Genomic DNA, 13,000 nt, shown 5'->3' on the forward strand with positions numbered 1-13,000 from the left:
TCGATGGCGCGTGATTGCGCGTGGCTGGTCGGTTACCGCGCCGCTAGGCCGGCACCGACGCGATGCGCTGTGCGCCGGGCGGCACGTCGGCACCGACGCGCAACGACGCGGCCAGCGCGGCCCCGATCGTGCCGGCGCCATTGCGCAGGCTGGCCGGAACGATCGGCGTCTGCAGGTTGAGCAGCGGCAGGAACCGCTTGTACTCACGGCTCACCCCGCCGCCCACGATGAACAGGTCGGGCCACAGCAGCTTCTCCAGGGTGGAGTAATAGCGCTGCAGGTGCTTGGCCCATTTCTTGTAGCTGATGTGCTCGCGTTCCATGTACGACGACGCCGCGCGGCTCTCGGCATCGCGGCCATTGATCTCGATGTGCCCGAACTCGGTGTTGGGCACCAGGCGTCCGTCATGGAACAGGGCGGTACCCACGCCGGTACCCAACGTGGTCAGCACCACGGTGCCCTGCTTGCCACGGCCTGCGCCGTACTGCATCTCGGCCACCCCGGCGGCGTCGGCGTCGTTGACCAGCACCACCTCACGGCCGAGCTTCTCGGAGAGATAGGCGTCCGCGTCCAGGCCCACCCACGACTGGTCGAGGTTGGCCATGAAGGGCGTCACGCCGTGGAGCACCGGCGCCGGCACGGCGACGCCGATGGGACCGTCGATCTGATCGGCGAACTGCTCGATGATCGTGGCCATGGCCCCGGCACAAGCCTCCGGAGTGGAGGGCTGGGGCGTCAATACCTTGCGTCGCGGCACGGCCAACTCTCCGGCCTGGAGGTCCACCGGGGCACCCTTGATGCCCGAGCCGCCGACATCGATTCCCAACACATGAGTCACGCCTCTCATGGTACGAGGATGGCAACCCCGTGGGGCCCAGTTCGCCAGACCGCGTGGACGACGTCCGGCCTCAGCCGACCATTCCCAGCCAGCTCCAGTAGGTGAGCACCATGACGCTCATGAAGGCCGCGCCCAGCACGCTCATCACGGCACCGGTGCGGATCAGCTCGCGGGTGCTGATGAAGTCGGTGCCCATGGCCACGGCATTGGGCATATTGCTCACCGGCAGCAGGTACTGGTGGTTCATGTTCATGCCCAGGATCAGGCCGAACGACGCCTGGTTGGCGCCGATCGCGCCGGCGTGGGCGAGGATGATCGGGGTGAGGGCATTGGTCTTCGGACCGCCGCCGGTGAAGAACACCTGCAGGATGGTGATGAACCACAACAGGATGATCATCTGCACCGGGATCGACAGATGCGTGATGGGCCCGAACATGGTGGTGGCAAGCCATTTCGCGGCGCCCGAGGTGGTCAGCGCGGTGCCCATCGACAGGCCGGCGCCGTACACCATGAACACATTCCACGGCACCTTCTCCTGGGCTTCCTTCCAATTGAGCACGCCCAGTCCGGGCAGCAACAACAGGATCACCGCGATGATGCCCACCACGATCGTCGACAGCATCGGGGGCTCGGTGGCCCACAGCACCAGGGTGGCCATGAACACGGCCAGCGTGTACCACTCCGACTTCTTCACCGGTCCCAGTCGCGCCAGCTCACCGGAGATGTACTCCTTGGCGCCCTCGACGCGCGAAGTCTCCGGCTTCCACATGAGGCTGATGACCATCACCGACAGCGCCGACAGCACGAAGGCCGGCGGGCCACCCACCTTGAACCACTCCGACCACGAGACGGTGTGGCCGGTGGCTGCCTGGATCAGGCCGACGGTGGCGGGGTTGCCCACATGGGCGGTCAGCACGCCGATGCTCATCATCGTGCCGCTCATGGCGACGATGAAGATGAGCGCCTTGACGATATTGCTCTTCCCCCGCTCGGCGCCGAAGGCCTGCCCGATGCCCATGATGATGGGCAGCATCAGTAGGGTGCGCGCGGTGATAGAGGGCACCAGGAAGGTGAGTACGGCCATCACACCCGCGATCGCCCAGTAGATCTTGAGGGCCGATCCACCGGCCAGCCGCACCACCGACAGGGCGATGCGTTCGCTCAGTCCGGACTTCTCCATCGCGGCGGCCATGATGAAGCCCACCACGATCAGCCACAGTGAGGTGTTCGAGAAGCCGGCGAACGAGCCGGCCAGGTTGGTGCCGCTCGACACCACCAACAACAGAATGATGAGGAAGCCCGACAGGGCGTCCGACACGGCCTGGGTGACCCACACGATGATGGCGAACACCGCAACCGCCAGCGCGCCCTTGGCGCTGGGTGTCAGCGCTCCAGTGGTGGGGATGGCGAAGCGGACGAGCAGGAAGCCGAGCGTGGCAATGCCCAGAAAGATCCAGTTCTTGCGCATATGAACCTCCAACGTGGCGCGATCAGGATGCTAGGGGTGCTGCGGGCCCGTGCAGGGTGAGTCTCATCGGGGCAACGGCCGATAAGCTCAACATGGTTGGCGCCCGCACGCAGGGCTGCCCGCTGGGGGGGACGCCCCACGAGGTCACCGCGGAGCGTTGATCCGCGGGGTTCCTCGCAGCGCGTTGATTCGCGTGCAGGGAAAACCTACAGGTGTCGGGCCCCCAATGGGTGGTGTGGGGTGGACGCCTGTCACGAACGGGCGTCGTGCAGGCGCCCGGCAGACACGGACGACGACAGACAGGAAGCTTTGATGAGTTGGTTGGTCACAGGTGGCGCCGGGTACATCGGCTCGCACATCGTGCAGGCATTCCAGCAGGCGGGCATCGATCCGGTGGTGATCGACGACCTGTCCAGCGGGCATGAGCACTTCGTGCCCGAGGGCGTGCCCTTCGTGCGCGGCTCGATCCTCGACACCGGCCTGGTGCAGCGCACGCTGGACGAGCACCATTGCGAGGGCGTGGTGCATGTGGCCGGGTTCAAGTACGCCGGCGTTTCGGTGACGCGTCCGCTGCACACCTACGACCAGAACGCCACCGGCACCGTCTCGGTGTTGCGCGCGATGCGCTCGGCCGGCGTCCACCGCTATGTGTTCAGCTCCTCGGCGTCGGTCTACGGCACCCCCGACGTCGACGAGGTCACCGAGCAGACCGCCCTGCACCCCGAATCGCCCTACGGGGAGACCAAGCTGATCGGTGAATGGCTCAACCACGACATGGAGCCGGTGGACGACCAGTGGCAGGGCGTCAACCTGCGCTATTTCAACGTGGTGGGCTCGGGCAGCGACCAGCTCTACGACACCAGCCCGCACAATCTCTTCCCGATCGTCTTCGACCTGCTGCTGAGCGGCGGCACGCCGAGGATCAATGGCGACGACTACCCGACCCCCGACGGCACCTGCGTGCGTGACTATGTGCACGTGGCCGACCTGGCCCGCTCGCATGTGGCCGCGGCCGAGCAGATGATGGCCGGCAAGAAGCTCGAGAAGGCCTACAACCTGGGCAGCGGCACCGGCTCGTCGGTGCGCGAGATCATGGACGCGATCGCCCGGGTCACCGGCATCGCCTTCACCCCCGAGATCGCCCCGCGTCGGCCCGGAGACCCGGCCCGCATCGTGGCGCGCGGCGACAAGGCAGCCCGCGACATCGACTGGAAGATGCGCCACAGCCTCGACCAGATGGTGGAGTCGGCCTGGAATGCGCGCCGGGCCCACCCGCAGGGCGCCTGATCAGCGCGGGCCCACGGACAGGGGGCCCATCAGCCGGCCGGTGCCTCGCCGACGCGCTCGCCGGTGACCATGGTCACCGGATACTGCTGCAGGGCGGGGCGCATGGTCCACGGGGTGGGTAGCTGGGGGATCGGCTTGTCCATAGGGCAGGCCCAGCAGTCGGCGTCCACCACGACGCACGTGCATGCCCATGTCCACACTCGGGTCGAGCAGCCACTGGAACTGGATGCCGTCGGCCTGTGCCACGATCGCCGTGGCCACGCCCGCCGGGTAGACCACCTGCGGTACCAGCCCGGCCTGCGACATCTCGGTGATCCACGAGGTCAGCCAGCCGGCCAGCCGACGGTAGCGGCGCTCCAGGTAGTCGTGGGCCGGATGGTGCGGGTCGACGGCCGCCGCGGCGATCGTCAGGTAGAGCGTGACCAGCCCGGGCACCTTCATATTGGAGTCCATGATCTGGGCCAGCGATTCCACCGGATTGGTCTGGGCGTCGAGGTCGGAGCGGCGCACGTCCATCGCGTCGCGGTGCTGCAACACCGCACTGAGCAACTGCTCCTTGCTGTCGAAGTAGTGCATGATGCCGGCCGGTGTGATTTGTGCCCGTTCGGCGATGCCGCGCAGCGACGTGGCTCGATAGCCCTCGGTGGTGAATACCTCCAGGGCGGCGTCAAGGATTTCGAGCCGCTTGGCCGAACCCTTTGGATAGTGACGAAGAGTCATGTTGGATAGTGACGAAGAGTCATGCTGGCCAGTTTAAGTCGGAATGACTTCGTCGACGGTGCCCAGTGGTGGGAAGAATTGAATGGCGTACGGTAATTTGTGCCAGCCGAATCGCCCCTGGATCATGGGCGGGAACGGCTCCTGGTCGGGGGGAGGACAGGTCCCTGACCAGGGGGAAGCACGTCGCCGACCGCGCTGGGCGCAGCGCCCGGGTGCCGCAGGCCGGATGGGCGTGCACAGCGCGCACAATTGTCGGCATAGCATGCACTGTGCGCGACGATCGATAGGTCTGCTCCTTTGTGCAAATCCCCCACAATCACGTGCCGGCGGTGCGGGGAGGGCGCGGAGCGGGCGTGAAAGGAAGCAGCCATGCCTGACCAACCCGCCCGGGCCGCATCCGTCCCTGAGTCCGAGCAGCGTCGTCAGGCACATCGGATCGTGAGTCGGCTCGCCCCCGACGAGAAGGCGGCGCTGCTGTCGGGTGCCGACGCATGGCACACGGTGGGGCTCGACCGCCTCGACGTGGCGGCCGTCACCCTGGCCGACGGTCCGGCCGGGCTGCGCAAGGTGGCCGACCCCGAGGTCGGCGTCATGCGGTTTGACAACGCCGTGCGCGCCACCGCCTTCCCGGTGCCGGCCGCGCTGGGGAATTCGTTCGACCCCGATGTGGTGGCCATGGTGGGCCGCGCCATCGGCGAGGAGGCCCGCGAGCAGTCGGTGGGCGTGGTGCTCGGCCCGGGGATCAACATCAAGCGCTCCCCGTTGGGCGGGCGCAACTTCGAGTACTACTCCGAGGACCCGATCCTGTCGGGCCAGCTCGGCGCCGCCTGGGTGCAGGGCCTGCAGTCGTGCGGCGTCGGCGCCTGCGTGAAGCACTTCGCGGCGAACAACCAGGAGACCCGTCGCATGACCGCCGACGCGCTCATCGACGAGCAGACGCTGCACGAGGTGTACCTGAGGGCCTTCGAGCACGTGGTGCGCACCGCAGACCCGTGGACGCTCATGTGCGCCTACAACAGGGTGAACGGCACCTATTGTTCCGAGAGCCACTGGCTGCTCACCGAGCTGTTGCGCGATCAATGGGGCTTCGACGGGCTCGTCGTGTCCGACTGGGGCGCGGTGCTCGACCGGGTGCGCTCGCTCGCCGCCGGCGTCGACCTGGCGATGCCGCCCGACCTGGCGCGCGACGCGGCGGACATCCAGTCGGCGATTGCCCGGGGCACGCTCAGCCCGCAGGGCCGTGACGAGGCATGCGCGCGGGTGGTCGAGCTGGCGCTGAAGGTGACCCAGGGCACCACCCGAGAGCTCGGACGCCGGGTGGGTGCCCACCACCACGTGGCCCGCGAGGCCGCCGGACGCAGCATCGTGCTGCTGCGCAATCGTGCCGTCGACGCGAACAACCACGGCTCCGCCAATCCCGTGCTGCCGCTGGCCCATGGCGCGAAGCTGGCCGTGATCGGCGAGTTCGCCGCCAACCCGCGCTTCCGTGGCGGTGGATCCTCCCAGGTGATCCCGATGCTGCTCGACATCCCCCTGGACGAGATCCGCGGGCGTGCCGACGAACCCGTCCGCTACGAGGCCGGGTTCCTGCTGTCGGGCGAGTCGGACGACGAACTGGCCGACCGCGCCGTCGAGGCCGCCGAGGAGGCCGAGGTGGCCGTGGTGTTCGTCGGGCTGCCCGATGACGCCGAGTCGGAGGGCCTCGACCGCACGTCCATCCTGCTGCCGGCGGTGCAGACCGGGCTGGTGCAGCGCATCGCCGCCGCCAATCCGCGCACCGTGGTGGTGCTGACCAATGGTGGCGTCGTGCAGCTGGCCGAGTGGTCGTCGGAGGTGCCGGCGCTGGTGGAGGCGTCGTTGCTCGGCGAGGCGGGCGGGTCGGCCATCGCCGACATGCTGTTCGGCGAGGTGAACCCCTCGGGCAGGCTGGCCGAGACCATTCCGCTGCGGCTGCAGGACACCGCCGCCTATTTCAACTTTCCCGGCGACCGCAATCAGGTGCGCTATGCCGAGGGCCTGCACGTGGGCTACAAGTGGTACAACGCCAGCCAGCTGGAGGTGGCCTATCCCTTCGGCCACGGGCTGTCGTACACGCGGTTCAGCTACAACGGGCTGCACCTTGCGGCTGACGAGTCGGGGCTGCACGCCCGGTTCACCCTGCGCAATACCGGTGCCCGGGTGGGACGCGAGATCCCGCAGCTCTACGTGGCCCTGCGCGCTTCGGCCTATCGTCGGGCCGGTTTCGAGTTCAAGGCCAGCGCGGTGGTGCAGCTGGCCCCCGGTGAGCAGCGCGAGGTGACGCTGAGCGTGCCGCCTGCCGACCTGGGGGTCTGGGACGCCGACCTGCACCGGTGGTTGGTCGAGGGCGGTGACTACGACGTGGCCGTGGGGGCGTCGTCACGCGACATCCGGCTCAACGGCATCGTCACCGTGCGGGGCGAGGCCCGCCCGCGCACGCTGGATCGAAACTCCACCGTCAGCGAGTGGCTGTCGAGCCCGTTGATGGCCCAGTTCCTGGCCGTGCAACTGGCCAACCTGGCCACCGACCCCGCCGCCGCCACCGACGGCGCCGGCCCCCGCGACCCCCAGGAGTTCATGCGCCTCGCCCACGACCTGCGCCTGTCGCAGCTGCCGGTGTTGGCGCCCCAGCTACACATCAGCCGTGAGCAGATCGACCAGCTGATCGCCGCCGCCGGCATGGATGCGCGGCCACGGCCCCGCCGCATCGATGATTCCGTCGTCGAGGGCCCGGATGTGAGCCCCCGATGAACGCGGGGCGAACCCTTGACTTCGCCCCGGGGTCCGACGTCGACCGATGGCGTCATACGGGCTGGTGGAGTGGTTCCCGAACCCCCTAGTCAGACCGGATTTTTCGCCCGTCACGAAGTCGCTGTTCCGCCGCTTGGTGTCTTTTGCGGTCCGGTTGATAACGGGGCTAGTGTCCAATCGTTTTGAATCGATTCGGGTGTGCCCGCGTCGACCAGGGGATCCTGCTCCACGGCAGGCTGCATTGCGTCCATACCTCGGGAACCACGCCGTTCCCGACGCGGCGGCAGCGCGCGGTGGGGCGGCATGTCTCACGTCTCACGGTGTGGTGGACCACTGCACCGGTCGATGCGCAGCACGGATCCAGTGGTGGCCGCCTCCATGCCCTTGACCAGGAGCAGTCATGACCTCTGGCACATCCCCGTCACAGGGATCTCCACAAGTTCTCACCACTACCGGCTTCGACGAGGTGGACACCCCGCAGATGCGCCGCTTCCAGCGACGTGTCACCCTGCTGTCCGCCGGCGGCACCTTCCTGGACGGCTTTGACCTCACGGTGATCGCCGTGGCGCTGCCGCTGATCAAGGACGAATGGCACATCACCGCGCTGCAGCAGTCGATCATCGTGTCGGCGGCCCTGGTCGGTTCGCTGATCGGTGCCCTGTGGCTCGGCCACCTGACCGACCGCCATGGCCGCAAGGCCATGTACGTGATCGACCTGCTCGGCTTCGTGGTCTTCGGGGCGCTCACCGCCTTCGCCCCCTCGGTGTTGTGGCTGATCATCTTCCGCTTCCTGCTGGGCCTGGGCATCGGCGCTGACTATCCGATTTCGGCGACGCTGGTCTCGGAGTTCTCGTCGAACAAGCGGCGGGGCATGCATTCCACCTCGCTGGCCGCGTTCTGGTTCGTCGGCTCGGTGTTCGCCTACATCGTGGGCCTCATCGTGGCGCCGATGGGCGACCTCGCCTGGCGCGCGATGCTGCTGGTGGGTGCCGCCGTGGCGCTGGTCGTGTTCTTCATGCGCATCAAGCTGCCCGAGTCGCCGCGCTGGCTCATCGCCCACGGCCGTGAGCAGGACGCCCGCGAGGTGATGCACCGTGTCACCGGCCTGCAGGTGGCCGAGCACATCAAGCTCGTGGTGCCCGAGGCAGTGCCGGCCCGCAAGCTGTTCACCCCGCGCTTCCTGAAGCGCACGATCTTCACCTGTGGTTTCTGGTTCTGCTATTCCACCGCCTACTACGCGATCTCGATGTACACCCCGACGATCCTTGCCCCGTTCACCAAGGGCGACCGCACTGCCAACATCGTCGGTTCGGGCGTGGTGGCCATCATCGGCCTCATCGGGTCGATCATCGGCATGAACACCGTCGACCGCTGGGGGCGTCGTCCGCTGATCATCACCAGCTTCGCCGGCCTCACCATCTCGCTGGCCATCATCGGCGTGAACACCTCGCCCAGCCTGGGCTTCCTCATCGTGCTGTTCTCGTCGGCGGTGCTGTTCGCCAACGCCGGCGGCGGCATCCTCAACTTCGTCTACCCGGTGGAGCTGTTCCCCACCAACATCCGCGCGACCGCCTCGGGCCTGGCCACCTCGGTGAGCCGCTTCGGCTCGATCCTGGGCGTGCTGGTGTTCCCGAACGTGGTGAAGGCCTGGGGCCAGAACTCGGCCATCTGGATCTTCGCGGCCGTGGGTGCGCTGGGGACCATCATCTGTATCGCGCTGGCGCCCGAGACGAAGAATCGTACGCTCGAGGAGTTGAATCCCGAACCGGGGGAGCCCGCACATGTCTGATATTTCTCGAGAGGCCACGACCGACGACGACCCGGCCGACAACGGCCCGGCTGCCGGCGATACCGCTGACACCACCAACCACCGCATCGTGCGGGCGCAGCCCTATCAGGGCCGCTATGTCGAACTGACCGACGCGCCGGGCGAGCCCCACGTGACACGCGACGAGCTGGCGCCGGGAATCGGGGATGACCCGACGTCCGACTGGACGCCATCGGGCGGGCCGCTGCTCAGCCTGGCCCAGCTCACCGACTTCCAGCTGGCCGACCTCATCTCGCCGGCGCGCACCGACTACCTGCAGCGTCGCTCCGATGATCCGCGCTGGACGCGGATGACGCCGTCGTACCGGCCCGAGGAGTTCCTTGAGCTGCATGCCATCGAGGGGGTCGCGGCGTCGATCCGCGAGTTCGCCGAGCAGCACCACCTCGACGTCACGGTCACCACGGGCGACAACACCGATTCGGCCCAGCACAACGAGCTGGCCACCTATATGCGGCTTGTCACCGGCGGACCGGTCGACCCGACGGCGCTCGGGGTGGGCCATCCCTCCTCGCCCACCGGACTGGCCGACGACCCGGCCTACTGGCATCCCAGTGGCACCGCACCCGACGAGTTCACCGATCGCGGCGTGCCGCGACGTCCCGGAGCCGATGCGGCGGCCGCCAAGCCGTTCACCGCCACCGGTGTCGGCACCCCGTGGCTCACCGTCTACGGCAACCATGACGCCCTGGTGCAGGGCAGGGCGACGGGCAGTTCGCTGTACAGCGAATATGTGCAGGGCAATCGCAAGCCGGTCGAACCCCCCGCGGGCTATGAACCCGCGGACGAGGCGCTGGTCGACTTCGTGGCCGATCCGATGGTGCTCACCGGTGGTCCCTCGATTCCGGTGCCCGCCGACCCCGACCGGCGCGTGCTCGACCGCGAGGGCTATGTGAAGGGCCACCTGGCGGCCGATGGCCTGCCGGTGGGGCACGGCTTCAGCGAGCTGAATGCCGAGACCCATACGGCCTACTACGTGTGGGACGCGGTGCCCGGGATGCGCATCATCACCCTGGACACGAACAATGCGGCCGGCTTCTGGGACGGCGCCCTCAACGATGGCCAGTTCACCTGGCTGGCCGAGCGGCTGGCCGAGGTCTCGGCCGACTCCGACGATCCGCGGCTGGTGATCATCGCGGCGCACCACGGGCTGTCGACGCTGACCAACGGCTATCGCGACGCCGAGCACCATGAGGAGCTTCACCTGGCCGACGACGTCGAGGCCCTGCTGCACCGCCATCCGCAGGTGATCGCCTGGATCTCGGGGCACACCCACGTCAACCTGGTGACCCCGCGTCCGGCGGATGGCCAGCAGTCGTCCCCGGGCGGCGGTTTCGTGGAGTTCTCCACCGCAGCGGTGTCGGAGTGGCCGGTGCAGTGGCGTCACCTGGAGGTGCGGATCGCTCCCCGCGGGGCCGTGATCCGCTCGACGATCCACGACTCGGCGGCCCCATTGCACGCCGAAAGCTGGCAGACTCCGCTGGAGCTGGCCAGCCTGCATCGTGCTGTGGCCGCCAACGATCCTGATGCCGTGGGGGGCCTTGAGGCCCAGGGGAGTGCCCGCGACCGCAATGTGATCGTGCACGTACCGCTGCCGCCCGAGCTGGTGTCCGCGGTGCTTCGAGCAAGTCTGACGAGGGATTGATTGTCTGTGCCATTTTTGTCGTCCGAGCTCGCGCTGCGTGAGCTCATCCTGCTGAGCATTGCGTTCGTGCTGTGCTCAGTGGTGGGCCTTGAGCGGTCCATCCACCAGAAGAATGCCGGCTACCGCACCCACGTGCTGGTCGGCATGGGTGCCTGCGGCCTCACGCTGGTGTCCTGGTACGGATTCGGCGCGGGCATCGCCGGCCACGGCGCCGGGATCGATCCCACGCGTATCGCAGCGCAGATCGTGTCGGGCATCGGCTTCCTCGGTGGCGGCGTGATCTTCAAGGGACGCAATTTCGTGCGCGGCCTCACCACGGCGGCCACCATCTGGATCACTGCCGCCATCGGCATGTCGGTGGGTTCCGGACTGGTGGTGCTGGGGGCCATGCTCACCGTGGCCCACCTGCTGACGATCTTCATCGTCGGGCCCCTGATCCGCAAGATCCCGCCGGCCGACAGGCGTCGCGAGCTCACCATCGTCTACGAGGACGGTCAGGGCGTGCTGCGCAAGATCCTGGGGGCGGCCACCGACCAGGGATTTGCCGCGGAGGTGCGCTCCACCCGGCGCCTGCCGCGCAAGGACCGCGACCTGATCTCGATGGAGCTGCGCTTCTTCGGCAATCAGCCATTGCGTGAATTGGTGGTGCCGATGTCGGAGATTCCCGGTGTTGACCGGGTGTTGTTGCATGGTGTCGCCGAAGATGAGGATGACGACGACGAGACCTCGGCCTGATCGGGCGCTCGCCGGCGCCAGGTGAACGCCGCATTGCGTCGGGGAGGCTCAATGCGGATATAGGGCTCGGCGGAGAGTCGGATTTCGCTGTCAGAGAAGCGCAATAGCGATAACACAGTGTGCACTTATTTCCTGTGAGGATATGAGTGCGTGCGCATCCGAGCACGCGCTACGCGCAAGAACGTTGCCCTGTGCGCCTTCGCGACAGTAAGTCCTTTGGTGCGCGGGCCGTTCTGTGATTAAATGGCCGGCGGCCCTGCGCCCGCTGGGCCACCGCAAAGGAGCAAAATGTCAACGACTGACACTGCGCGGCCGGCGAGGAAGAGGTCGTGGCTTTCGTCACCGCTTCCCGCGCCACGCTTGCCGGATGCCGAGGTGAAGCAGCGATACCCGCGCATGAGATTCCAGGTGTTCATGGGAATCTTCGTCGGGTATGCCGGCTTCTACCTGATTCGCAACAACATCTCGTTGGTTGCGCCGATCCTGCTCAAGGACGGCCATATCGACAAGGTGGGCATCGGCCTCATCGCCAATGCCGTGCTGATCGCCTACGGCCTGTCGAAGTTCTTCATGGCCACGGTGTCCGACCGGTCGAATGCGCGCTACTTCATGCCCATCGGCCTGGCCCTGTCGGCCGTGGCGAACCTGTTGGTGGCCTTCGTGCCGGCGCTCACCGGCTCGATCGCGATCTTCGCGATCATGATGTTCATCAATGGTTGGTTCCAGGGAATGGGGTGGCCTCCCAGTGGCCGCGTGCTGGTGCACTGGTTCTCCACCAATGAGCGCGGTTGGAAGACCGCCATCTGGAACTGTGCCCACAATGTCGGCGGCATGGCCGTCGGCGCGGCGGCCTCGTGGGGCCTGGCCATCACCGGCGACTCGTGGCAGAGCGCCTTCTGGCTGCCCGCCCTCATCGCGCTGGTCGTGGCCCTGTTCGCCTTCCTCACCATCCGCGACACCCCGGCGTCCGTCGGCCTGCCGCCCATTGAGGACTTCCGCAACGACCCGGCCAAGGTTGAGGTCGACAACTCCGAGATCGCCCAGCAGAGCTACTGGCGCGTGATCTGGGAGCATGTGCTCAAGAACCGCACCATGGTGCTGTTGGCGCTGGCCAATGTGTTCGTGTACGCGCTGCGCTACGGCGTGCTGTCGTGGACGCCCACCTACCTCTCGCAGGTGCACCACGTGTCGGTGACCAAGGGCATCGCCGGGTTCTCGCTGTTCGAGCTGGCGGGCCTGGTGGGCACGCTGGCCTGTGGCTGGGTGTCCGACAAGGTGTTCCACGGCAACCGCACCAAGACCGGCATCACCTTCATGGTGGGTGTGGGCATCTCGCTGGTCGCCTACTGGCTGGCGCCGGTGGGCACGCCGTACTGGCTGCTCATGGTCTTCCTGTTCTTCATCGGCGCCTTCATCTACGGCCCGGTCATGCTCATCGGCCTGCAGGCCCTGGACATGTCGGCGCGCCAGGTGGCCGGCACCTCGGCGGGCTTCACCGGCCTGTTCGGCTATGTGATCGGTGCGACGCTCGCGTCCACCGGTGTGGGCTGGATGGTGCAGCACTTCGGCTGGGGCGTCACCTTCGGTGCGCTCACCGTGTGCGTGGTCATAGCGATCGTGCTGCTGGCCTGCATCGGCCCGGAGGAGAAGCGGCTCATCGCGTCACATGACGCCGCCGTCGAGGAGAGCTTCCAGGAAGAGGACTGAGCTGGG

9 protein-coding genes are annotated in these 13,000 nt (G+C 67.4%); 6 read left to right on the forward strand and 3 right to left on the reverse strand.

What is annotated here, in order from left to right; translation table 11 throughout:
- Positions 1 to 43 precede the first annotated feature (43 nt).
- Together ppgK and RM25_RS01205 are read right to left on the reverse strand one after the other, a co-directional pair.
- On the reverse strand, positions 44 to 838 hold the full coding sequence (gene ppgK, locus RM25_RS01200) for a polyphosphate--glucose phosphotransferase (protein ID WP_230579931.1): 795 nt from the start codon (positions 836 to 838) through the stop codon (positions 44 to 46).
- A 70-nt stretch (positions 839 to 908) separates the two neighbouring features.
- Positions 909 to 2,306 carry an SLC13 family permease gene (locus tag RM25_RS01205; RefSeq protein WP_044635913.1) on the reverse strand — a complete coding sequence of 466 codons (1,398 nt, stop codon included), beginning with the start codon at positions 2,304 to 2,306 and terminating at the stop codon, positions 909 to 911.
- 312 nt (positions 2,307 to 2,618) lie between these two features.
- Here RM25_RS01205 and galE point away from each other — a divergent pair, with 312 nt between their 5' ends.
- Positions 2,619 to 3,593, forward strand: a complete 975-nt coding sequence (gene galE, locus RM25_RS01210; protein ID WP_044635914.1) for a UDP-glucose 4-epimerase GalE — start codon at positions 2,619 to 2,621, stop codon at positions 3,591 to 3,593.
- Here the strand turns inward: galE and RM25_RS01215 are convergent, their stop codons facing one another.
- On the reverse strand, positions 3,594 to 4,313 hold the full coding sequence (locus tag RM25_RS01215) for a TetR/AcrR family transcriptional regulator (RefSeq protein ID WP_052809062.1): 720 nt from the start codon (positions 4,311 to 4,313) through the stop codon (positions 3,594 to 3,596).
- 369 nt (positions 4,314 to 4,682) lie between these two features.
- On the opposite strand from RM25_RS01215, the gene RM25_RS01220 reads away from it, so the two are divergent.
- The 5 genes from RM25_RS01220 (at position 4,683) to RM25_RS01240 (ending at position 12,994) form a co-directional block, all read left to right on the forward strand.
- The gene (locus RM25_RS01220; protein WP_080774436.1) at positions 4,683 to 7,082 is read left to right on the forward strand and encodes a glycoside hydrolase family 3 C-terminal domain-containing protein; all 2,400 of its coding nucleotides are present in this window, start codon (positions 4,683 to 4,685) and stop codon (positions 7,080 to 7,082) included.
- A 400-nt stretch (positions 7,083 to 7,482) separates the two neighbouring features.
- Complete coding sequence (locus tag RM25_RS01225; RefSeq protein ID WP_044635915.1) at positions 7,483 to 8,871, forward strand: MFS transporter; 1,389 nt, start codon at positions 7,483 to 7,485, stop codon at positions 8,869 to 8,871.
- Positions 8,864 to 10,552, forward strand: a complete 1,689-nt coding sequence (locus RM25_RS01230) for a metallophosphoesterase (RefSeq protein ID WP_044635916.1) — start codon at positions 8,864 to 8,866, stop codon at positions 10,550 to 10,552. Before RM25_RS01225 ends, RM25_RS01230 begins: the two co-directional genes overlap by 8 nt.
- 6 nt (positions 10,553 to 10,558) lie before the next feature.
- Positions 10,559 to 11,287, forward strand: a complete 729-nt coding sequence (locus RM25_RS01235) for an MgtC/SapB family protein (RefSeq protein ID WP_044635917.1) — start codon at positions 10,559 to 10,561, stop codon at positions 11,285 to 11,287.
- A gap of 396 nt (positions 11,288 to 11,683) precedes the next feature.
- Positions 11,684 to 12,994 carry an MFS transporter gene (locus RM25_RS01240; protein ID WP_230579925.1) on the forward strand — a complete coding sequence of 437 codons (1,311 nt, stop codon included), beginning with the start codon at positions 11,684 to 11,686 and terminating at the stop codon, positions 12,992 to 12,994.
- Positions 12,995 to 13,000: the final 6 nt, after the last annotated feature.

It is taken from the genome of Propionibacterium freudenreichii subsp. freudenreichii (assembly GCF_000940845.1).
In the GTDB taxonomy this organism is placed as follows: domain Bacteria; phylum Actinomycetota; class Actinomycetes; order Propionibacteriales; family Propionibacteriaceae; genus Propionibacterium; species Propionibacterium freudenreichii.